The sequence below is a fragment of the Psychrobacillus sp. OK028 genome (genome assembly GCF_900103605.1).
Taxonomy (GTDB): Bacteria; Bacillota; Bacilli; order Bacillales_A; family Planococcaceae; genus Psychrobacillus.
In genome coordinates, this window is record NZ_FNHY01000005.1 from 46,997 (window position 1) to 68,941 (window position 21,945).

22 protein-coding genes and 1 pseudogene are annotated in these 21,945 nt (G+C 38.0%); 7 read left to right on the forward strand and 16 right to left on the reverse strand.

The genetic code is table 11. The features are described from left to right. Positions 1–33: 33 nt before the first annotated feature. The 4 genes from BLR36_RS09900 to BLR36_RS09915 form a co-directional block, all read right to left on the reverse strand. A complete protein-coding gene (locus BLR36_RS09900; protein WP_093061586.1) occupies positions 34–948 on the reverse strand; it encodes a DUF1002 domain-containing protein in 915 nt (304 codons plus the stop codon). A 91-nt stretch (positions 949–1,039) separates the two neighbouring features. Beyond that, positions 1,040–1,900, reverse strand: coding sequence for a CvfB family protein (locus BLR36_RS09905; RefSeq protein ID WP_093061587.1), 861 nt, complete (start codon positions 1,898–1,900; stop codon positions 1,040–1,042). Between the two features lie 206 nt (positions 1,901–2,106). Next, positions 2,107–2,526, reverse strand: coding sequence for a transcriptional regulator MntR (gene mntR / locus BLR36_RS09910; protein WP_093061588.1), 420 nt, complete (start codon positions 2,524–2,526; stop codon positions 2,107–2,109). Positions 2,527–2,646: 120 nt separating this feature from the next. Next, positions 2,647–2,925 (reverse strand): late competence development ComFB family protein, encoded by a 279-nt coding sequence (locus tag BLR36_RS09915; protein ID WP_371326713.1) that lies wholly within the window; start codon positions 2,923–2,925, stop codon positions 2,647–2,649. Between the two features lie 107 nt (positions 2,926–3,032). Between BLR36_RS09915 and BLR36_RS18580 the strand changes: the two genes are divergently transcribed. Next, positions 3,033–3,188, forward strand: coding sequence for a lmo0937 family membrane protein (locus BLR36_RS18580; RefSeq protein ID WP_139185083.1), 156 nt, complete (start codon positions 3,033–3,035; stop codon positions 3,186–3,188). A 59-nt stretch (positions 3,189–3,247) separates the two neighbouring features. Here BLR36_RS18580 and BLR36_RS09920 read toward each other — a convergent pair whose 3' ends face one another. From BLR36_RS09920 to BLR36_RS09945, 6 genes are all read right to left on the reverse strand, one after another. Further along, entirely contained in the window at positions 3,248–4,357 is a 1,110-nt protein-coding gene (locus tag BLR36_RS09920; RefSeq protein WP_093061589.1) for a GNAT family N-acetyltransferase, read from the reverse strand. A 19-nt stretch (positions 4,358–4,376) separates the two neighbouring features. Then, entirely contained in the window at positions 4,377–6,473 is a 2,097-nt protein-coding gene (locus tag BLR36_RS09925; RefSeq protein WP_093061590.1) for a heavy metal translocating P-type ATPase, read from the reverse strand. After that, positions 6,457–6,843, reverse strand: a complete 387-nt coding sequence (locus BLR36_RS09930; protein ID WP_371326714.1) for an ArsR/SmtB family transcription factor — start codon at positions 6,841–6,843, stop codon at positions 6,457–6,459. Before BLR36_RS09930 ends, BLR36_RS09925 begins: the two co-directional genes overlap by 17 nt. A 930-nt stretch (positions 6,844–7,773) precedes the next feature. Next, complete coding sequence (locus BLR36_RS09935) at positions 7,774–10,131, reverse strand: penicillin acylase family protein (RefSeq protein WP_093061591.1); 2,358 nt, start codon at positions 10,129–10,131, stop codon at positions 7,774–7,776. Positions 10,132–10,335: 204 nt separating this feature from the next. After that, positions 10,336–11,253, reverse strand: coding sequence for a UDP-N-acetylmuramate dehydrogenase (murB, locus tag BLR36_RS09940; RefSeq protein WP_093061592.1), 918 nt, complete (start codon positions 11,251–11,253; stop codon positions 10,336–10,338). 79 nt (positions 11,254–11,332) lie between these two features. Further along, positions 11,333–11,638, reverse strand: coding sequence for a winged helix-turn-helix transcriptional regulator (locus tag BLR36_RS09945; RefSeq protein WP_093061593.1), 306 nt, complete (start codon positions 11,636–11,638; stop codon positions 11,333–11,335). A gap of 252 nt (positions 11,639–11,890) precedes the next feature. Between BLR36_RS09945 and BLR36_RS09950 the strand changes: the two genes are divergently transcribed. The 4 genes from BLR36_RS09950 (at position 11,891) to BLR36_RS19150 (ending at position 14,465) form a co-directional block, all read left to right on the forward strand. Further along, positions 11,891–12,418: a YceI family protein gene (locus tag BLR36_RS09950; RefSeq protein ID WP_093061594.1), complete on the forward strand. Its 528-nt coding sequence runs from the start codon at positions 11,891–11,893 to the stop codon at positions 12,416–12,418. A gap of 157 nt (positions 12,419–12,575) precedes the next feature. Next, a complete protein-coding gene (locus tag BLR36_RS09955; RefSeq protein ID WP_093061595.1) occupies positions 12,576–12,869 on the forward strand; it encodes a hypothetical protein in 294 nt (97 codons plus the stop codon). A 190-nt stretch (positions 12,870–13,059) separates the two neighbouring features. Continuing rightward, a complete protein-coding gene (locus BLR36_RS09960; protein ID WP_093061596.1) occupies positions 13,060–14,346 on the forward strand; it encodes a helix-turn-helix domain-containing protein in 1,287 nt (428 codons plus the stop codon). Beyond that, positions 14,343–14,465, forward strand: a complete 123-nt coding sequence (locus BLR36_RS19150) for a hypothetical protein (RefSeq protein ID WP_256371027.1) — start codon at positions 14,343–14,345, stop codon at positions 14,463–14,465. The genes BLR36_RS09960 and BLR36_RS19150 overlap by 4 nt, the downstream gene beginning before the upstream one ends. 59 nt (positions 14,466–14,524) lie before the next feature. Here the strand turns inward: BLR36_RS19150 and BLR36_RS09965 are convergent, their stop codons facing one another. From BLR36_RS09965 to BLR36_RS09985, 5 genes are all read right to left on the reverse strand, one after another. Then, positions 14,525–14,830 carry a DUF4288 domain-containing protein gene (locus BLR36_RS09965; RefSeq protein WP_093061597.1) on the reverse strand — a complete coding sequence of 102 codons (306 nt, stop codon included), beginning with the start codon at positions 14,828–14,830 and terminating at the stop codon, positions 14,525–14,527. A gap of 141 nt (positions 14,831–14,971) precedes the next feature. After that, positions 14,972–16,663, reverse strand: coding sequence for an ABC transporter ATP-binding protein (locus BLR36_RS09970; protein WP_254771380.1), 1,692 nt, complete (start codon positions 16,661–16,663; stop codon positions 14,972–14,974). Between the two features lie 118 nt (positions 16,664–16,781). Continuing rightward, positions 16,782–18,524: an ABC transporter ATP-binding protein gene (locus tag BLR36_RS09975; RefSeq protein ID WP_093061599.1), complete on the reverse strand. Its 1,743-nt coding sequence runs from the start codon at positions 18,522–18,524 to the stop codon at positions 16,782–16,784. Positions 18,525–18,537: 13 nt separating this feature from the next. Beyond that, positions 18,538–18,999, reverse strand: a complete 462-nt coding sequence (locus BLR36_RS09980; protein WP_093061600.1) for a PadR family transcriptional regulator — start codon at positions 18,997–18,999, stop codon at positions 18,538–18,540. A gap of 131 nt (positions 19,000–19,130) precedes the next feature. Then, a complete protein-coding gene (locus BLR36_RS09985) occupies positions 19,131–20,672 on the reverse strand; it encodes an FAD-dependent oxidoreductase (protein WP_093061601.1) in 1,542 nt (513 codons plus the stop codon). A gap of 97 nt (positions 20,673–20,769) precedes the next feature. Between BLR36_RS09985 and BLR36_RS09990 the strand changes: the two genes are divergently transcribed. Together BLR36_RS09990 and BLR36_RS09995 are read left to right on the forward strand one after the other, a co-directional pair. Then, positions 20,770–21,126 (forward strand): DUF2500 domain-containing protein, encoded by a 357-nt coding sequence (locus BLR36_RS09990; protein ID WP_217631737.1) that lies wholly within the window; start codon positions 20,770–20,772, stop codon positions 21,124–21,126. A 12-nt stretch (positions 21,127–21,138) separates the two neighbouring features. Beyond that, positions 21,139–21,240: pseudogene (locus BLR36_RS09995) on the forward strand (LysE family translocator); the annotation flags it as partial. A gap of 159 nt (positions 21,241–21,399) precedes the next feature. Here the strand turns inward: BLR36_RS09995 and BLR36_RS10000 are convergent. Further along, entirely contained in the window at positions 21,400–21,849 is a 450-nt protein-coding gene (locus tag BLR36_RS10000) for a YflT domain-containing protein (RefSeq protein ID WP_093061603.1), read from the reverse strand. Positions 21,850–21,945: the final 96 nt, after the last annotated feature.

Sequence of the window (21,945 nt, forward strand, 5' to 3'; positions counted from 1 at the left end):
CTTCCGAATGATTGACAATGAAGGGTTCCCTCACTAGTTGAAGATAGAACGAATCGAATCGATTAAATTGTTAAAGAAATTTTTGACACCAGCCCAAAATCCTTCATTGTCGACAATTTTACCGATTTTGTCTTCAATCGTTTTACTTAAGTCATTCAGTTGATCTGACCACTGGCTGAAGTCGATATCTAATTGACGAATACGGTCCATTAAATCGATTAGCAGCTGACGATCTTTTTCAGAAAGCTCAATATTTAAATTGGCTAATTGCTCAGAAACAATTTTCTCCACTTCTTCTCGTGAAACTGGATTTTGTTCGGCAATTTGCTTTTTAATTTCTGTTAGCAATTCACTTACCTTTGCTTCATCAATGCCTGCATCTTTTGCTAAATTGGTAGCAATAGATAATTCATCATTCGCTACATCTGTGCGTTCTGGGTCTAGTGTTTCTCCTGTTACCTCATACGCTTTGTATATTCCCACAAGCGCAGAATGACCAGTTACAGGCTTGGGTGCAGCAATTTCTACAACTGCGTCCTGAATCCCCGCTGTTAGCATGGCATTTGCATACATTTCAGAGGTTACTTCTGTAATATCATCTGGCGTCACAATGCTTATCACAAGCCCCTTACCAGCATCTTTTCGTGTAATTTTAGCAGAGGAGAACATTCTTGCAGATGCATCTCCGTCCTGTAAATATGTCGCTAAGTCTTTTCCAGTTACTTCTATTTCCTGAACATCTGATTTATCCGTTATTTTCAAGCTTTTTTTAACGCTGGCTTTTTGTTCAGCTGTTAAGTTTCCCCCATATACAACGATAGGTGCACCAAATTTTTCGTTTACGACTTCTTCCGTGGAGCCGTCTGAATCGGCTAGTGAGTAAGTCGGTCCAATGACCATACCTAGTAACAACATCGCTGTGATGAATGGTAATAATAATTTTTTCATACTCTTTTACCCCTTTCCATTTCATTCTCTCAATAATACGAAAATAGGAGTAAAAAGTTCCGATTAATCGATTCTTTTCACTCCAAGTAAATTACATTTTCAATTGAGTCCAACCATCTTCTTGGACAATTTTTTTGTCTTTCATTAGCTTTCCTAGAGCGCGTTTGAATGCCGCTTTACTCATGCTAAACATTTCTTGAATTTCGTCAGGAGATGACTTGTCTGTAAAGGGCATCTTCCCTCCGACATCGTTTAAATAGCGGAATATAGATTCAGCATCGTCTCCTAAACGTTCATGTCTTCGTGGTAGTAGGGAACCATTCAATGATCCATCCTCTTTCACGTCGATTACTCGAACCGTTAGATCTTCTCCCAGCCTTGGTTCATTTAGTCGTTCTGACTCATGCACAAAAATCCGGTAATTTTCTGGAACACTTAACAAAAACGTACCAACCGGAAGTAAACGGTACGCACGAGCTTGAAGATTCTGATTGAACAAAGTCGTTGGTGCATCTATATATAGCTCTTCAACACGATCCTCCGTTGCTAAGCGGCCGAATAACTCCCCTTCTTTATCGGTACGGAGTGTCATATACAAATGGTCCCCCACAGCCGGCCATAATTCTTTTAGCTTCGGTAGGTCATCTTCTTTTACTTGAACTTCCTTGGACGTACCAATATCGACAAAAACACCTTCTCTATCAGCAACTTTAATGACGCGAGCCCATCCATATGTGCCTTTTTGAATAGAAGGTAGCTGGGTTGTAGCAGATAAATTTCCACGTCTGTCCACAAACAAGAAGGCTTGAATTGTGCCACCAACCTCCAAGTCCTCCGGCGCTTCGGATGCGTTTAACGGAACTTCCATCCCATCGTATGTTAAAATCCACTTCGATCCCTGTTGTTCCTTCACTCGTAATTTTACTATTTCTCCTGATGCTGTTCCTATCAAAATTACCGCTCTCCTTCTGACCAAATATGGTTTTGAAAATTGCTATTCACAAATTGTACTACTTCCCTATAACCGATTCATCAGCGCCATAAACAATAGGTGTAAATGGATGTGTGCGATGAATATCCGCTTTCAAAACTAGCTTAATAACCTTCTCTAAGGTTGTATGTATATTGCATTAGTCTGGTCAAAAACTTCTATAGTGTTTATTCACTGTCCTGTTCTTGAATTTCTAAAAGCTTTGCTTGTAATGTTGGATTCTCATCTAAAAATAATACTAAATCAGCAATACGATCGATAGAGTTCCAGCTTAAGTGATGTTCAATTCCTTCTACATCATTGTAAATATTCTCTTCCTTTACACCAATGATCCGTAAGAAATCTTCCAAAAGATCATGTCTTTTCACTAATCGCTTACCAAGTTTCATCCCTTTTGCGGTAAGCGTAAGACCCCGATACTTTTCATATATTAAAAAGCCATCTTTATCTAGTTTTTGAACCATTTTTGTTACGGAAGATGGTAATACAGACAATGCTTCTGCAATATCAGACACACGAGCATACCCTTTCTGCTCAATTAACAAATAAATTTGTTCGATATGGTCTTCCATGCTTGGTGTTGGCATATATATCTTCCCCTCATCTCTGCTCTATATATTTTACTACAATGAAGATCCTATCACAATTTTAGTTATTATTTCCGATAATTTGTTACATAGAAAAACCTTATCTATAAAGACAAGGTTTTAGTTACGATGTGGGTATTTACCCACAACATAAATAGAGTGGATAATTCTTTTGTTAATCCATTCTAAGTTTTCTGCAGTATTTAAACGCTCGAAAACGGCGATTCTTCCTTTTTCGGTTGTAACATAATGAGCAGGTAACGTATTTAAACTTAACGCCATAATATCTCGTTCGCATTGTTCACATTTACAAAAGGTTTGGTATTCAGTTCCCCGCATCATAACTCTGACAAGGCTTTGAACAATTTCTTGCATCACATTCGTAAGCAATGGCAACACTCCTTTCAAGTATAAGTAAATGGGAACATGTTTAATAATATACCCAAAAGGGTAACTTTTTAATATCAACAGACTTAGTAAATAAAAAAAAGAGAGGTTGATATTAAATGGGTAGAATTTTATGGGGAATTATCGTCGTATTAATCGTACTTTGGTTACTTGGTTTAGTACTGAAGATTGGTGGAGGACTTATTCACACTCTATTAGTTATTGCAGTAATTGTTTTTGTCATCCAATTAATCAGCGGAAAACGATCACTGTAAGGAAAGGTGTTGCCAAATCGGCAACACCTTTTTTATATACACTATTAAACTATCGCTTGTTATTGTCTAATTTTAGCGTATATGCATGTATCTCTCAACTTTTTCCCGTCCGCAGATAAGGAATCTTTGAGTAGCACGCCTTCCAATGTATATCCGACTCTTTCCGCAACAGATCGGCTTCGAACATTTTCACTATCACAGCGTATTTCAACTCGATTAGCATGTAGTTCCTCAAATGCAAATTGGGTAATTCGCTCACAGGCTTCCGTCATTAAACCTTTACCTTCAAACTTACTATCAATCCAATAGCCAATTTCAAACTTACGAACATCCCAGTCTATTCGATGTAAACCCGAAGCACCTACAAATTCACCCGTGTCTCTTAAATACAGCTGAAGTCGTAAATCCTTCCTAGTTATAAAATCTGCAACCGCTTGGCGTATGTTAGTGGTGATCTGCTCTAATGATTGCTTTTTTTGCGCCCATGGCATCCATTCTTTCAGCGCAGCATCTGAATTGTTTACCGCTTTCCAAATTTCCTCAGCATCCTCTACTTTTGGTGCACGTATCAACAAACGCTCTGTGTAAAATTCCTCAGGAAAAGATAGCTCTTCTTTAACTGGGAAAGGTTTATGGAAATCTTCATCCCATTTCACTGGGGTGGCAGTCCCTTTTAAGAAATCCTCTCTCGTCAGCCCATATGTTACGGCATCATAGTAGGAGTCCTCTTTAGGTGAAAACCAAGCTTGTCGTAGCTGAGCTTCCTTTACAAATCCAGCTCGCTCAAACGTTTTTCTCATCGCAAAATTATCCTGTCTTGTATGACCTTCTAAACGATTCTTCGCTTCTGGGAGTTGAAACACATACTCAGCAACGAGCTTTAATGCATTTGGTCCATAGCCGTTGCCTCTTGCATGATCAGCAATTCGTAAGTCAAATAGGGGAATCTCATCTTGTAAATCATAAATTTTAACGAATCCAACTTTTTCATTTGCTTCATTTTCAATCCAAAAGGTTTTGACTTCATCCGATTGATATCCACCCTCTTCAATCGTTTTTTCTATTAGCTCCCTTGCCGGGTGTGAGTTTCCATGATACGGCCAACTATTTGTCGTCATAAAGTGGATCAGCTGTTCTTGTTCTTCCATTGTCCATTCCGTAAGCTTCATTTTCTCGCCTCCGTACGTGCTATTTATTTATCTTTATAAGTCGCAATGAATTTAACACTACTAATAATGTAGCCCCCATATCTGCAAAGATGGCAATCCATAAAGTTAACCACCCTGGAATAATAAGAAGCAGTGCAATTATTTTTAATCCTAATGCAAACATAATATTTTCTTTGATAATATGCAATGCTTTTCGACTTAATCGGATTGTATAAGGCAGTTTTTCTAGGTCATCTCCCATTAAAGCTACGTCTGCTGTTTCCAGTGCTGCATCGGTTCCTGCTCCTCCCATTGCAATACCTACAGTAGCTGCAGCAAGCGCTGGAGAATCATTGACACCATCTCCAACCATTGCAACCGTTCTGTACTTATCTTTTAAGAACTTTATAGCAGAAAGCTTTTGTTCGGGCATTAACCCCGCTTCAACATCCGTCATTCCAAGCTTCTCTGCGATGGCGTTTGCTGTACGGCTGTCATCTCCCGTTAGCATGACTGTATGCTGAATTCCTGCTTTTTTCAGCTTTTCTAGCACGTTTTTACTTGTTGGACGTATTAGATCTGCTACTGCTATAAATCCTTGATATACACCATCTGCTGACGCAAGCATGACTGTATTTCCTTCTGTTTGGAGTTGTTCTATTTTAGTAAGCACTTCCAACGAAACAGTGCTTATAGAAGAAATCCAACTAACGCTTCCGACTGCCCATTTCGCTCCATCCACCACTCCCTCTGCTCCTTTTCCAGTAACAGATTGGAATTGCTCTATTTCTTCACGCTGAATATGTTGTTTTGCACCATATTTAACAATAGCTTGCGCTAGGGGATGCTGAGAATAAGTTTCGATAGACATTACTTTTTGAAGAAACTCATTCGGTGCAATAGCCTCAACATGTGTAACCTCAGGATATCCCTTTGTTAGAGTACCTGTTTTGTCAAATGCAATTGCTTGAAGTCGACCAATTTCCTCTAAGTGGATGCCACCTTTGATCAATACCCCCTGTTTCGCTGCATTTCCAATCGCTGTCACAATAGCTACCGGAGTTGAGACTACTAATGCACATGGGCAGCCTACTACTAAAACCGCAAGTCCTTGGTATATCCAAGTTTGCCAATCTGCTCCGAATAATGGAGGCAAAATCGCTACGAATATCGCAATAATAATGATGGCAGGTGTATAATACTTCGCAAACTTATCTACAAACTTTTGAGATGGGGCTTTTTCCGCCTGTGCCTCTTCCACAAGATGGATGATTTTCGCTATTGTTGTGTCTTCCACTCGCTTCGTCACTTTCACTTCAAGTGACCCCTCTTCGTTTAACGTTCCTGCAAATACTTCATCATCAATGTACTTCATGACTGGCACTGACTCACCGGTAATTGGTGCCTGATTGACTGCTGAGGTTCCTTTTAATACAACTCCATCCATCGCAATTTTTTGTCCCGGTTTTACAATCAGCACATCATTTATTTGTATAAAATCTGTATCAACTTCTAACAACTTTCCATTTTTACGTATTGTTGCGGTAGGTGGGGCAATATCCATTAATTGACTGATCGATTGCCGCGCTTTATTCATCGAGTATGCTTCTAACGCTTCACTCACGGCGAATAAAAACACCACTACGGCACCTTCACGCCATTCTCCAATAATCGCCGCACCAATAATTGCGATAGTCATAAGCGTCTTCATATCGAAATAAAAACGAGATAAATTGACTAGTCCTCCTCTAAATAAGTCAAAGCCTCCCACAACTATAGAGATGATGAACAACCCTATAGCAAGTGGGTGTGATTCCTCGTATGAGAATGATGCGATAATGCCGATTACTAAAAAAACAAACGAAATAACCGTTAAGACATTTTCTTTTCGTTTTAAAAAAGGAACAGTTTCTTGTTGACGTTGTTTAACAGTTGTCACCTTTATGCCATCGAATGCTCCAGCTTTCTCGATATCCTCTACTGTTGCTTTTCCTATGACGGATACTTTAGATGCACCAAAATTAACTATCGCGTCCTCTACCTCTGGAAGACTTTTAATATTATTTTCGAATTTCATAGCACAGCTGGCACATGAAAGATTCTCTAATCGATATTCTTGCTTAACTGCCTTCTCCATCCTTTGCACCCTCTTCTATCGCATGTTCATATGCGAGTTTTACTAACGCATTTACATGATGGTCCGCTAACGAATAATATACTAGTTTTCCCTTGCGTCGTGATTTGGCCAGAGATAAATCACGTAAAAATCGTAAATGATGGGATGCCGTCGCTGTAGATGAACCTATAATTTCTCCAACATCACAAACGCAAAGCTCTTCCTCTATCGTTAATGCATAAGCTATTTTTAGTCTTGTTTCATCTGCTAGAGCTTTGAAAATTTGAGCAGCCGTTTCTAGTTCTGGCATTTGCTTCTTTACAGAAAGTACTACATCCTCATTTGCCTTTGTTACTTCACATCTTACTTCACACATATCCTTCGCTTGCATAGCTTCACCTCATTCAAATGATTGTTTGATTGTTATTTTCATTATATGTTCGGAATATTTAAAATGCAACTTATTCAAATAGGCGTTTGAATGATTATTAATGCTTTTTTATTTATTTGCTTAACAAATGATTTTTCAATAGGAAAAACCAGGCAAAAAAAACGCCCGGTCCTTGGTGGTAAAAACCTGTTTTTATCGTTTTCGAAGGGCTTTGGACCGACGTTTTGCTATATGATTACCGAGTGAATTTTTTGGCATATTGGTTGTGACGTTCCTCACAACCAATATCCCTTTTTCCGATAATCTTATGGCGTTTGCCTGTCCGTCGCCCTCCTACAACTTCTAGAAAGAGGTTAATGCATTTTTGGGTAACTAGAGAAAAGATACTTTCTTATTCATAGAGGAAGCTCTCGAAGATACAATTTCGTTCGCTACTTCGCTTCTTTATTTAGTGAACACTAACTATTTCTCTTTATTTCCACTAGTGTAAAAGAAATACTACTTTCTTAATCCTTCCTTACAGAATAGTATCCCTAATTTAAAAGACGATTTTATCCCTACATTAACTTTGACTACTCTTATCATCTAAGCTATAGGCTATGCAATATCTTATAGTTGAGTACTACTCACTTAATTGATTGAAGTGTAAGGTGGCGACTCCAGTGGGAACAGCGCGAGCTGAAAGCCCCGCAGGAAAGACATTGGTCAATCCTTGTTTGACCAATGTCTTTGCGACGAGTAACCGCAGGAGCATATGTTTTCGTAGTGACGAGGAGATTGAAGCCGTGCCCACGGAAAGCGTCCACCTGAAACGGAAAATCAGTAGTATTATTCTTTCCTTTCATTCCATCAACTCAGTGTACACGGTACATTTTTATATACTTTCTTCTTAAAAAGCAGCCGAAGATCATAATCTTCGGCTGCCTCTTATTAGTTTGCTTTTAATATTAATTCATGACCTTCTTTAATGTCCCCATCTATGACAGTGGTATGATAGTTCCCTTCTGCCCAATCATCTACTTGACTATGGTACCACTTGGATTTCATGTGTCCGCTTTGTCCGGGTCCTACGATATGAAAAGCCTCGTTTAGATTAGCTAAATCTGCAACAAATCTCCAGGATGCCCCGTGATCTACTTTTCCATTTTCACCAAATCCAGCTGCTTGAACCGTAATATTAGATCCTCCGATTGGCACTGGATCTGGATTTAGCAGATAAGCTAAAATGGGAGAAGCCCCGCCAAGCGGATGATCAAATGTTAGCTGGTGGTAATCTCCCCATTTCCATTTCTTTTCATTCGAACCAAACTCCTTCGTTATTTCATCCGTTGCCTGCACGAATGAATCATAGACCCATTTGTCTATACCACCATATGATTCTAGCCAAGCACTTTGTTCGCTATTGTAGCCTTTCCTAAGTAATTGATCGGAAATATTACCTTTACCAGGTAGCATCGCATATACATCCTTCGGCATTTCTTTCTGTAGCAATGTCTGAGGGAGCTCCTTCATCCATTTATGAAATACGAGCGGAGCTACTTGGTCTTTATCATCGATTTGGTCCCACTGCTTTAACATAGTAAGAATTTCTTTATAGTCATTCTCTGCATCTAGTTTTTCGACCGATTCAAGCATTTTAGCTAAAAACTCTTTTGCATATAAATTAGTTTGATCCATTTGTAAATTCATCATATCTTCTTTTGTGAAATCTGATTTACTCTCTAGTACTTCCGCTATTCTTTCATATCGATATGATTGGGCCCAGAAATCCGTAATATGATATGGATAGGAATCATCCACTACTTCGTTGTTTGCAGTTGCAATAAAACCTTCCTTTGGATTCACGACAATGGGAAGCTCATTAAAAGGGACATAACCTTCCCAGCCATAGTCGGCAGAGTCTCCAGGCACAGGCAATTGACCATCGCCTCTCTTTCTCAATGGTAATCTACCGTTTGCTTTGTACGCAATTGTTCCATCCTTGGCAGCAAACACAAAATTTTGTGCAGGTGCATGAAAGTCCTCCAACGCGGTTTCAAACTCATCCCAGCTAGATGACTTATTCATCTTCAATATGGCCTGTAATTCAAGAGTCGGCTCCAATGCCGTCCATTGCATGGAAAACAATGCTGATGCTTCCTCGTCCTTGAACAAGACATCTGAAATAATAGGACCATGTCTCGTCACTACTACTTCAAAAGGTATATCATCCTGTTCTTTTACTTTAATAGATGAATGACGAACTTCCGCCTGCTCCCATTTCCCTTCATAAAGGAATTGTGTACGGTCATCCGGATTAGGCGTTTCAATATATAGATCCTGTACATCTGGCCCTACATTTGTTACACCCCAAGCAACCTCTTCGTTATGACCAAGTATGATACCGGGAATACCAGCAAATATAACTCCACTCACATTTTGCTCGGGTGACTCTAAGTGCATTTGGTACCAGATGGATGGAGTACTTAACCCTAAATGCGGATCATCTGCTAGCAAAGGAAGTCCACTAGCAGTTTTTTCTCCACTCACTACCCAGTTATTACTTCCGTTAAATTCATTCGGCAAAATCGACGCGTCAAAGTAACCAGCTATATTTACGGGCTTATTAATATTAGCCTCTATAATCGATTTGGAATTTTCAGGATACGTTATAAAAAGCTCCTTCGCCTTTTCTTCCTCTAATTCGTTTAATGCCCAATGTCTAATAGCAAGTGATGACCAGTTTCCACCTAAGTCATACGCCATATACTTTCCGATTGCTAAGGAGTCGGATGGTGTCCACTCGTCTGGCTCATAGCCTAATAACTTAAATTCATAACTCAGCTTATTTTCTTCTTTTGCATAATCAATAAAATCATTAACCCCTTCTGCATACCACTTTAATACTTGCTTAGCTTCATCGCTATATCCAGCATAGGATTTATCGGCAGCTGCACGTAAACTAAAAGTTAAGAAAAACTTATCCGTATCGACTGCTGCTTCTCCGACCACTTCTGCCAAACGTCCGCTCGCCTGCCTTCTTGCCAAGTCCATTTGAAAAAGTCTATCCTGAGCTTGTACAAAACCCTGCGCTCGGTAAAGGTCCGCATCAGATTGTGCAGTAATATGTGGAACCCCAACAGCGTCACGTACCACTTTTACGTCCGAGTCTAATACGTCCATTGCCAGTTCACCATCAATAATGGGTTTCGTGCTAGACAAATACATGTTTAATCCCACCACAACAATAACTATTAGGATCCCAATTACTCCTAGGATCCAGGCAGTTATTTTCCACACTCTTCTCATATCCCTTACCTCCTTTGCTCCTTTACGGTATTCGACATTATTAGATTTCTACCTTCCGCGTCTGAAGCGACTAAAGGGGCTAGGCGCTGTAGTCTGGATGGAGGTTCACTTGTAGAAAGTTATCCATATGCCAAAAGACTTTATAATTTACTAAACAATAAAAAAAGACCCATGAATAAGTATATTCATGAGTCTGGTCTTGTATTAATCTATATTTTCGCCAACAATTTTCACTTCTAGCTCTAGCTCGACCCCGAAGTTTTCTTTTACTGCTGCTTTCACCATTTCAATAGTACTAATATAATCGGTTGCAGTTGCATTATTTTTATTGACGATAAAGCCGGCATGCTTCGTAGAAACCTCTGCACCACCAAAGCCTTTCCCCTGCAAGCCACTATCTTGGATGAGCTTTCCAGCAAAATATCCTGGTGGTCGTTTGAATACACTACCTGCAGAAGGGTATTCTAATGGTTGCTTCGACTCTCTTTGGTAAGTAAGATCTGCAATTTTTGCATCAATCTCTTCTTGGTTTCCTTTTTCCAATAAAAACTCCGTCGATAACACATAATAGCCTTTTTTTGTAATAATACTTTTTCGATATCCTAGCTCTAATTGCTCCTTCGAAAGAACAAGTTTTTCTCCAGCTGGAGTTAACACGGTGCACTGCACAATGACGTCTTGGATTTCTCCGCCATATGCTCCTGCATTCATCGCCATTGCTCCACCAATAGATCCGGGAATACCACAGGCAAACTCTAAACCTGTGAGGGATTCCTGGGCAGCGGCCTTTGACACATCAATAATGTCGGCACCACTTTCAGCAATCACACGGTTACCATCAATGATGATTTTGTTCAAGTTCTCTAATCGGAGTACAATTCCTCGTACGCCACCATCACGAACAACCATATTTGACCCGTTCCCTAGTAATAACAACGGTATTTTATGCTCCCATGCATATTGGACAACAAAGGCTGCCTCGTCCTGAGTAGAAGGTGTGACAAATAGATCCGCCTTCCCACCCATTTTAGTTACTGTATGCAAATTCAATGCTTCATCTATTTTAATATTCGCTGGATTTAGTTTTTCCGTTAAATTTTGAAACCATTTTTGTTTATTCAAAGAGAGACAATCCTTTCTGCTTTAACCTGTTACCCTTACATAGTATGCATTTTTACTCTGAATATATCAAGTAACAATACTATAACCATTCTTTAGACCAAGTCTCGATTTCACTAACTACTTCTTTTAGCGCAAGACCTTTGTCCGTCAGGTTATACTCTACCCGTATAGGCACTTCGGAAAAGACAGTTCTTTCTACTATTCCCTCTTTTTCAAGCTCTTTTAAACGCTCTGATAACAAACGACCACTTATAGGAAGTGACGATTCAATTTCATTAAATCGTTTTGCACCACCGATTAGCTGGTAAACGATTAGGGCAGTCCATCTTTTTCCGAGCAACTCCATTGCCTTTGACAAACGCGGACATAATAACGTTTCTTTCATCTGATTCACCTCTATCACTTCCTATTATAATCTTTTTTACTTCTTTTGTAAAATAAAAGTAATTAAATTACTTGACGTAACCAATATATTAAACTATATTTAGTTACATAAAGTAACCTGTTATGTTTATATTTTAAGATAACAGGTAAAGTAATATATGGTTTTATTAAATTATTTCGAAACAAAAACTCTTGATTTCGAAATAATGTTGTTATATACTAAAAAAAACAATCCATTAGGAGGAATTACACAATGACAAAATTTAATCTTGACGCAGCACATTCTATGATCGACTTTTCTGTAAAACACATGATGGTTTCAAAAGTAAAAGGATCTTTCACTAATTTCACTGCTGATTTAGAAGGTAATACAGAAGATTTAACAGGCGCTACAATCAGCTTTGACATTGACGTAAAGTCAATTAACACAAACAATGAAGATCGTGATAACCACCTACGTTCTGCAGATTTCTTTGATATCGAAACTTACCCAAGCATCAAATTTGTTGCTACAGATATTAAGAAAAAAGCAGACGGTGAATATGACGTAACTGGTGACCTTACAATTAAAGACGTTACAAAACCAGTAACATTTGACGTTGAATATGGTGGTAAAGGTACTAATCCATGGGGCCAAGAAGTTGTAGCATTCTCTGCTGATACTAAAGTTAACCGTAAAGAATTTGGCTTAACTTGGAACCAAGCATTAGAAACTGGTGGAGTTCTTGTTGGAGAAGATATTAAAATTAACGTTGAACTTGAATTAAACCCAGCTCAATAAATGAAGAAATTACAAAAAGCTATCCTTATGGATAGCTTTTTTTGATTCATACATAGATATCTTGAACAGACAAATCTACCTATTTTGTTTTCTGACTTTTGAAACTATTTTCCCTATAAATCGTATATACTATAGAAGAAGATTTGGAGGGATATAAATGGAAGATTTATTAGGGTTAGGCCTCGGTTTTGTTGCTATTATTTTGACTTTTTCCATACCACTTTCGGCAATTTGGACAAATCATTTACGAAAATCTCAAAAAATACGAGCTCAAATTGTAAAGGACGAAATCGAACTTGAAAAACTTCGATACAACAATTTTTTAGTCGAAACAGAAAAAATGCGTTTAGACCTTCAATCGAAGCAGGCTAGTCTTTTAGAATCGACAGATCCTTTAGTTTTAGATTTACAAAAGCGATCGGCAAATGAAGCGCAAACTATATCTTATTAAAACTATTCTGAAACCTAAACTCTACAGAACCCTGTGAAAGCAATTAGTGAAATCGAGTAATTTTAAGTGGTTTTTTACAACTACTTTCTTAATGTAAGCTTTCTCTGTTTTTCTCAATAGAATATGGTATGTTATTTATATAATTGGATTTGTTTTCCTATTTATTGGGTTAGGAGTTGGGGGAGATTAGATGAACCTAGGTCAAGTGATCAAGTTAGAGCGGCAGAGACAAAATATTAAACAAGAGGCTTTAGCTTCTGGAATATGCGTTCCCTCTTACTTAAGTAGAATTGAAAATGGCTTAGTTATTCCAAGTGAAGAGATAAGGCATCATATTCTTGCGAGATTGAATATTCCAGTGGACTCGTCTAATATCAATCATAATCAAAATATGATTGTTAAGTTTAAATTACAGTTAAAGCAAGTTCTAAATTCTCGAGATAAAAAGCTAGCTAAAAAGCTTCTACTTGATATTCAGCTCTATAATGAAGAGCATCCACTGGGAGAAGAACGACTAACATTGCTTTTATGGGAAGCTCGTTTGATGCTTATGTTACCTGAAGTATTAGAGATACAAAGGAGCATTGCTATCTTAGAAGATTTCAAAAAAGAAATGACGATTGAACAGCTATTTTATCTCTACACTATTCAAGGTATTTCGGCCTATCAGGATAATCTATTTAGCCAAGCCTCTCATTTTTTTAAAGAAGTTTTCCAGTTAATTAAAGGTTATCGCATGGACGACTGGGAGATGGCAGAATTATATTACATATCGGGGTTATCACTATTATCCGAATCCCGTTACATGCTCGCGATTGATTATGTAAAAGAAGCCATTTCCTATTTCAATCAAGAAATATTAATCGAACGCTCAATTGAGTGTTTAATAATTCTAGGTATTGCTCAAAAAAATTCCGGTGCGTTAAAGGAAGCACTTGCTACTTTTGAAAGAGCAAATCAAATTAACTTAAAAATAGAGTCTAAGGAGTTCAATGGCATGATTGAACATAATTTAGGCTCCTGCTACTCGTTACAAAAAGATTCTCCACAAGCCCTGCAACACTTTTTATACAGTTTGGAAGCAAAGCATAGCGCTGATGATCAAGTGGTAACCATTTTATCCATTTTAAAAGAGCATCACAAAAATGGTGATCTGCAGAATGCTTTAGTATGGCTGCAAAAAGGGCATGAAATTTCCGAACATCTTTCCGCAAACAAAAAGGATTTATATACAAACCACTTCTCCATATATGGAGCAATATTACTTGGGAAACAAGAGCTTATCCCCACTTTCAAGAAAGCTTTAGATTATTTTGAAAGTAAGCAGGATTATAAGCACTGTATGATTTATTGTCACGTATTAGCTAAGCGATTAGCTGAAACGAAACAATATAAGCAAGCGTCAATTTACTATGATTTAGGTTTTCAGTTTCATTTGAAGCGATCAAAAGTATCTAGTTGGGAGGAATTGTCGTGAAAAAAGCTGTATTTGGGGTCCTACTGTGTTTGGTTCTATTCGCACTTCCAGTCTTTAGTTCGGGTCATTTGGCAGAGGATGACAAACCAAAAATCACAGATATTGGTGATTTAATCTGAATAAATTGCTAAAAACGAGTCCTCTTTAAAAGATGGACTCGTTTTTATAGGAGAAACCACTATTCTACGGACACTTCTTCGTCGACAATAATATGCTGGCTATATACTTCTACAAACTCTAAGGACTCTTCAATATTATCCACTAGTTCAAAAACATCTAGAATCATAACTAGCCTTATCGTCGTGTCTTCTCCAAAGATGTTTTTATACGTGACGTCTTTATAATGAGCTTTAACAAGAGGATCGACATCCTCCAATTTTACAGCACGTATGATATTAATGGTTTCTTCGTATATTTTGTTGGCCATAATATCGGATAAAGAAATGTGTTCGAACAATAATTTGACAGAAAAAATTTTATACATTTTGCTCACCTCTTACTTATAACTCTATTATGTGAGCACATAGAATACTATATATTTTATGTGTGAATGTAACGTGCCAATTATGCATTTAAACGAATATTTTTATTCTTACTTTCATAGGTGCTACAATAAAATGTTCCCTCAAATATTAAACTGACTTTCATATAATTCATAATAAAAACCTTTTTTCTTGAGGAGCTCTTTATGTGTCCCAGCTTCTATTAGTTCACCTTGATGGATGACTATTATTTTATCTGCATTTTCAATCGTTTTTAAGCGATGCGCTATAACAAAACTAGTGCGTCCTTCTGAAAGTCTATTGAGCCCTTGCTGTATATCGATCTCTGTCTTCGTATCAATACTGGAAGTTGCTTCATCTAAGATCAATATATCCGAATCTGCTAAAACGGCACGAGCTATAGCTAACAATTGACGTTGTCCTTGACTTAAATTTGATCCATTGCCCGTAATCTGAGTGTCATACTTATCAGGTAAATGCTTGATAAACCGATGAGCAGAAGCAAGCTTCGAAGCCTCCATTACCTCCTCGTCAGTTGCCTCTAGTCTACCGTAACGAATATTTTCTAATATGGAGCCTGAAAATAGAAATGTATCCTGCAACACAATACCAATTTTTTCTCGAAGCCTACTTATTTGATAATCCTTAATAGATCTCCCATCAATTTTAATGCTTCCAGAGTCTATCTCATAAAAACGCATAAGCAAATTGATAATGGTCGTTTTCCCTGATCCTGTTGGACCTACTAAAGCAATCTTTTCTCCTGCTCTAGCTTCAAAGCTAATATTCTTCAAAACTGGTTTCCCATTCTCATAGGAGAAATCAACATTGGAAAACTCAACGTCTCCTTTTAAGTTATCTATTGCATGAGCTTTCTCGTGATCGTGAAGATCGGGCGTTTCATCCATAATTTCAAATACTCTCTCCGCTCCAGCAATAGCAGACTGAAAAGTATTCAATAATGTGGAAAGTTGATTAATAGGTCGGAAAAATTGTCTTGAATAGTTAACAAATGCGGCAATTATCCCGACAGTTGCCAATTCATGTACCGTCATCACTGCCCCTATCCCAATGATTAGTGCTAGACCTAAATTGTTGATAAAGTTGTTGATAGGTCCAAGAAATCCCGATACAGTATCAGCAGCAGTTGCTGACCTTCGAAGTCGTTCATTGACAATCGAGAACTTGTTGAAATTCTTTTCTTCCTGTCCAAAAAGGCTTATTACTTCATTTCCTGAAATGGTTTCCTCTATAAACCCATTTAGCTCGCCTAAATCACGTTGTCTTTTGATAAAATTGCTACTACTATATGTAATAATCTTTTTCGTAGTAAAAATAACCAATGGCACTACTAACAGCGACACGATTGCTAGCACCCAGTTAAGTATAAGCATCGCTATCGTTACACCTGTCACCATCATAATAGTAGAAATAATTTGAATCACACTTTGACTTAATGCGTTATTCAAGCTTTCAATATCATTCGTCACGCGACTCATAAGATCTCCATGCGTACGTTTATCGAAAAAGCGTAAAGATAATGTTTGAAACTTTTCATATAATTCTTGGCGTAATGACCTAATTGTTTTCAAGGACACTCTTACCATTAAAAAGTTCTGTAGCCAAGTAAACGCAGCAGCTGCTGTGTACACAATTGCCAGTATAACTAAGAAACGAAGTGTTCCGTCCATGTCCTTAGGAATAATATACTCATCAATGGTGACACCAATCATATAAGGAACTAACAAGTTTAGTAGAGTAGAAATTATTACTAATATAATCGATACTACAATAGCAATTTTTTGTTTTTCCATGTATCTCCAGATTCGTTTTATCGTTCCTTTTTTATCTTTTGCCTTCTCTACTGGTCCACCAAAACCTCTTGGTCCTCTTGCACGACCTATTGCATTTGAAGCTGGTTGAGCTGATATTTTACTCATAGGAAAGGACCCCCCTTCCACTTTGTGTTGCATAAATACTTCGGTAAACTTCACTCGTTTTAAGCAACTCTTCATGTTTACCACTTGCTACAATCATTCCATCTTCCAGTACTAGAATACGATCTGCATTTATAATGGAAGATACCTTGGATGATACGATGAATACAGTTGTATCGGCTAGATTCTGTTCAAGTGCTTGCTGTACCTGAACTTCAGATATCGCATCTATCGCAGAAGTCGAATCATCTAAAACTAATATTTTCGGCTGACGAATAAATGCACGAGTCATCGATAATCGCTGCTTTTGTCCTCCAGATAGATTTGTAGCACCCTGCATTAGCTCATGCGTAAACCGACCATCTAATTTGTCTATAAACTCACTTGCAGTTGCTGAATTAGCTGCTTTCTCCATGTCTTCTAAAGTCGCCTCTTCTTTTCCGAAGCGTATATTCTCCTCGATTGATCCTGCAAATAGCTTTGCATTCTGCGGTACAAACCCAATTAACCCTCGTAACTTCTCAATAGAAAACTCTTTTATATTTATTCCATCGATCAATACCTCACCCGAATCTGGGTCGTATAATCGAGGAAGGAGTTTGATAAGTGTTGACTTCCCACTTCCTGTAGGTCCTATTATTCCAATTGTTTCTCCACTGTTCACACGAAAGGAAATATCCTTTAATACATATTCTCCATTTTTACTATAGCTAAAGTTGACTGATTTATACTCTATTTCTCCCTTGATATCATTGTCCGATATAGGTATTACAGGGTCCGTTATATCAATTTTCGTTTCTAAAACTTGTTGAATTCGACCAGCGGAAGTAAACGACCTCGTAATTTGCATCAATACATGACTACTAGATACTAACCCATTCATAATAATTGTTAAATAGTTGATGAATGCTAAAATAACACCTACCTGTAGTGTTCCCTCATTAACTTTAATAGCGCCCATCCACATTCCAATAATTACTCCAATGTTAACTACAAATAGCATTGCAGGCATAAGTGTAAGAATTACTTGTTCTGCTGAAATATTACGTTTCGTTAACGCTTCATTCACACGTTTAAATGCATTTATTTCATAAGCTTGCCTATTAAATGCTTTAATTACACGAATGCCTGCGAATGTTTCTTGCAGCTTCGTATTCACTTTGTCCATAGCTTTTTGGACTCTCGCAAATAATTTACCTGTCTTATATGAGAAAAAGTAGATTAAAACCATCAAGATAGGAATAACGACCAACAACACAGGAAACAGCTCTCTAGCTGTAAACCAGACAATCGCAACTGCTCCTATAAACAAAAGCGGTCCTCTGACAAAAACACGCAAGGTCATCATTAGAGCTTGTTGTACAGCAGTAATGTCACTTGTCACAATCGTTATTAACTTTCCGACGCGAATATTGTCCATATTATTACTAGAAAAACGCTCTGTCATTTTGAATACATCTCTTCGAATATCCGCTGCAAAATTTACAGCTGCTCTAGTGCTGTATATCGTACACCCTACCCCACCTATTAGCCCAATGACTGCAGTAACCAGCATTAGAACACCAAGCTTCACGACATAAGCTGTATCGTCATTGGCTATACCGTCATCTATAATGTGTTGCATTATCGTTGGCGAGAGTAAATCCATCACCACTTCAATGCACATCAAGATAGGTGCTAAAAGAGCAAAAAGCATATATGGTTTAACATAAGGAAGTAATTTTATAAAAGATTTCATCGAATTCCACTCCCTAATAGTTCTCTTGCTGTAATCGTTCTGTTATTTCTTTTATAAACGCAATAAGCCTCGGGGAATTTTCAGGAATGCTACGAGTTTGCTTTATCGCTTTTCTCAATTCAAGCTCCCACAAATCGATTGTCTCATTTAACCGAATGGCCTCTTCAGAGTTTTGCCAGCTCCACCGATCCTCCCAGTTACTCCAAAACTCACCTTCTTTTCGATTAGCAAATTCCACTAATCGACTATTTCCTTTTGCTTCAATGAAATAAGTTTTTTTATCGGACGAAGGCTCAAGACCAATCATTTCCTTTTCCAGTAACTCTTGGAGAGCAGGATATACCGTTCCCGCACTGGCAGAATAATGTCCCCCTGACCTAATTTCTAATTCTTTCATGATTTGATATCCATGCATCGGAGCCTCATCCAATAAATGCAAGATGGCCATTTGCACAAATCCTCTGCGTCTTTTCATGTAAACCAGCTCCTCACTCTATATCGACAACTTTAACCGATATATCGATTAAAAACAATAGTAAAGGAGTTGCCCAATAATCATTAGGCAACTCCTCTTTGATAAAACTTATTTAATTTGTTGCGAATATGTCAGCTACTCTCATCGACATATTCTACTTTTTCTAATGGTTCAAATGCTGGCCCCTCTAGTACATCTCCTTGAAAATTAAATCTTGAACCATGACATGGACAATCCCAAGACCTTTCTGCATTATTAAAGGACACATTACAGCCCATATGAGTGCACGCTGGTTTTACTAAATATACTTTTCCTTGGTCATCCTTATAAGCTCCAACCTTTTTGCCATCTAGCATTATTAGATCACCACTACCATTTTTTAAGTCCTCTAATTTCAAGTCAAGTAGCTCTGTTTTTCCTTTAATAAGCTCTTTTGCCACACTTGCATTTGTTTTTGCGAAACTTGTGATATCTTCTTTTTTCATTTTAGAGCGGGTTGGATTATACAAATCTATATAACGATTTTCCTTGTCTAGTACAAGATTGGCCATTATTTTCGCCGCAACCGTACTATTTGTCATACCCCATTTAGCATATCCTGTAGCTACTAATACATCCTTCATTCCTGTTGTCATCGTACCTACATATGGTAGCTGATCTAACGTGACTAAATCCTGAGCAGACCAGCGATAATCATAATTTTTCACTTTAAACTGCTCCCGCCCAAAAGCCGCTAGGTTTTCAACGTTTTCCATTGTATCTCCTTCAAAACGACCTGTTACATGACCTTCTCCTCCGAGCAGCAAATACCTTTTCCCATCCTGTCCAAGTGCCGTTCGTACCGATCTCGTTGGCTTTTCTACGTTTATATACATCCCTTTTGGATAATTAGACGGAGCAATGGAAGCCAAAGCGTAGGAACGCTCTGAATGCATCCTCGCAAAGTATATTCCATCTCCATCATTAAATGGGAAATGACTGCATACTAGTATTTTATTTGCCCGAATTTGCTGACCTTCCATTAATTCTACGGTGTTTGACTTAATCGTCTTTGCACGAGACTCTTCAAAAAATTGCACACCATTTTCGATTGCTTTATCCATTAAGGCCTTAGCGTATTTTACCGGATGGAATTGTCCTTGGCCTTCTAGCTTCAGTGCCTGCTTCACTGTAAAGGGGAGCCCCGTATCCTTTGTTAGGGTTGCTCCTTCTATGAAAAGCTTGTTATAGGCCTCCATTTCCTTTTCAACTGTTTCTACACCAACTTCGGTATCTGCGTAAATATAGGCAGGCATTGTTTCGTAGTCGCAGTGTATACCTAATTGTTCGATTGTTTGTTTGATAAAATTTTTCGCTTCCGTATTTGCATCATAGTATAATCGAGCGTCCTCTATTCCAAAGGTAGTAATTAGTTGCTGATAGATGGGACCATGCTGGGCTGTCACTTTAGCTGTTGTAAATCCAGTAGTTCCTTCCAGTATTCTACTACCTTCCACGACTATCACCTTGCGACCACTATTACTTAGTAAATACGCTGCGGTAATTCCAGTAAGTCCAGCACCGATAATGACAATATCTGTTTCGAGATTATCATTTATTTTAGGGAATTGCGGTAGGTCATTTGTTGCTCTCCAGTAGGATTTAGCTTCTTTTGGTAAAATTTGATCGGACAATGTATTTCCTCCTTTTTATACAGTGTCTATCTATTGATGAAACTTTATTCAATATTTTGCGTATAACAGAAAAACAGTTTTAGTGAGGAGTATGAACATGGATAGTTTTGGGTTCTTTTTTGTAGGGGCTGCACCTATTTTTATTAGCGCTGTGTTTATCATAGTATTTGGGTTTATTATCTTCGCAATTATTAGTGGGTTAAAGCAATGGAATAAAAACAATAATTCCCCTAAGTTATCCGTACCCGCTCAGGTAGTGACTAAACGAACTAATACAAGTGGCGGTGCCGGTGATAGCAGGGCTTCGACTTCCTACTATGTTACTTTTCAGTTTGATAGTGGTGACCGATTGGAGTTACAACTTAGTGGAACTGAATATGGAATGCTAGCAGAGGATGATTTAGGTTTATTGACTTTCCAGGGCACGAGATTCCATTCATTTGAAAGAAAATAAGCACAGCACTTCTTTATGAAAAAACCTAGTACCCAAACGTTTATCGAAGGAATAACAGGGACTATACTAATAGGTTTTGGTGTTAAACTGGCTCTTGAAAAGGCTAATAATTAGAACGCGTTTAAAACCCTTGTATTCCGGCAAGGGTTTTTTTCATAAACACAAAGTTTTAACCAGGACATTATTTATCTATATTGTAAGTAATATTACATCAAGTGATTATGCGACTTTAACTATAATGACTATGTGATATATATGTAAACAGCAGACCATTCAATCCGTACTCACTCTTTCGGGATGAAGAAATACTAGGATTTTACCATCCTGGACGTCATTAGAATAGCGTTCAGCCTCATCAACCGGTATTCCAATTTCCATAAGAGCATGCTTTAGTCCACCAGCACCAGTGCTTGCTCCTACTACTGCTCCTCCGATCGTTGTAAGAATAGGACCTGCAGCCAACACAGCGCCAAATCCTGGAATCAATATAGTGGATAACCCTGCTAGTACGCCAGCTATTCCAATTGCTCCTCCAGTTAGAGCTCCTGCAATTGCCCCATCCTTAGTGGAGGGTTTTACTTCCTGTGTAATTTCGGATAGTTCTTTTGTATTTTTGGCAATAACTGAAATTTCTCCAGTTGTATAACCTTTCTCTTTCAAATCTTTAACAACTTCCGCAGCTTGTTGTTCATTTTCGTATACGCCAATAACATGATTCTTCATAAAAAATTACCTCCTGTTGCTTCATCTAACTACTTCTTTACCCGTTTTTTAGTTTTTCTAGACATATTTCTGTTCAAGCTTCATTCTTTTCTAGCG

Coding starts and splice junctions, on each gene's coding strand:
- BLR36_RS09965 (WP_093061597.1), bottom strand. CDS start 14,830: ATGTATAAAATTTTTTCTGTCAAATTATTGTTCGAACACATTTCTTTA.
- mntR (WP_093061588.1), bottom strand. CDS start 2,526: ATGCCAACACCAAGCATGGAAGACCATATCGAACAAATTTATTTGTTA.
- BLR36_RS09960 (WP_093061596.1), top strand. CDS start 13,060: ATGAACCTAGGTCAAGTGATCAAGTTAGAGCGGCAGAGACAAAATATT.
- BLR36_RS09955 (WP_093061595.1), top strand. CDS start 12,576: ATGGAAGATTTATTAGGGTTAGGCCTCGGTTTTGTTGCTATTATTTTG.
- BLR36_RS09925 (WP_093061590.1), bottom strand. CDS start 6,473: ATGGAGAAGGCAGTTAAGCAAGAATATCGATTAGAGAATCTTTCATGT.
- BLR36_RS18580 (WP_139185083.1), top strand. CDS start 3,033: ATGGGTAGAATTTTATGGGGAATTATCGTCGTATTAATCGTACTTTGG.
- BLR36_RS09950 (WP_093061594.1), top strand. CDS start 11,891: ATGACAAAATTTAATCTTGACGCAGCACATTCTATGATCGACTTTTCT.
- BLR36_RS09980 (WP_093061600.1), bottom strand. CDS start 18,999: ATGAAAAGACGCAGAGGATTTGTGCAAATGGCCATCTTGCATTTATTG.
- BLR36_RS09970 (WP_254771380.1), bottom strand. CDS start 16,663: ATGGAAAAACAAAAAATTGCTATTGTAGTATCGATTATATTAGTAATA.
- BLR36_RS09935 (WP_093061591.1), bottom strand. CDS start 10,131: ATGAGAAGAGTGTGGAAAATAACTGCCTGGATCCTAGGAGTAATTGGG.
- BLR36_RS09990 (WP_217631737.1), top strand. CDS start 20,770: ATGGATAGTTTTGGGTTCTTTTTTGTAGGGGCTGCACCTATTTTTATT.
- BLR36_RS10000 (WP_093061603.1), bottom strand. CDS start 21,849: ATGAAGAATCATGTTATTGGCGTATACGAAAATGAACAACAAGCTGCG.
- BLR36_RS09900 (WP_093061586.1), bottom strand. CDS start 948: ATGAAAAAATTATTATTACCATTCATCACAGCGATGTTGTTACTAGGT.
- BLR36_RS09920 (WP_093061589.1), bottom strand. CDS start 4,357: ATGAAGCTTACGGAATGGACAATGGAAGAACAAGAACAGCTGATCCAC.
- BLR36_RS09945 (WP_093061593.1), bottom strand. CDS start 11,638: ATGAAAGAAACGTTATTATGTCCGCGTTTGTCAAAGGCAATGGAGTTG.
- BLR36_RS09930 (WP_371326714.1), bottom strand. CDS start 6,843: ATGCAAGCGAAGGATATGTGTGAAGTAAGATGTGAAGTAACAAAGGCA.
- BLR36_RS09975 (WP_093061599.1), bottom strand. CDS start 18,524: ATGAAATCTTTTATAAAATTACTTCCTTATGTTAAACCATATATGCTT.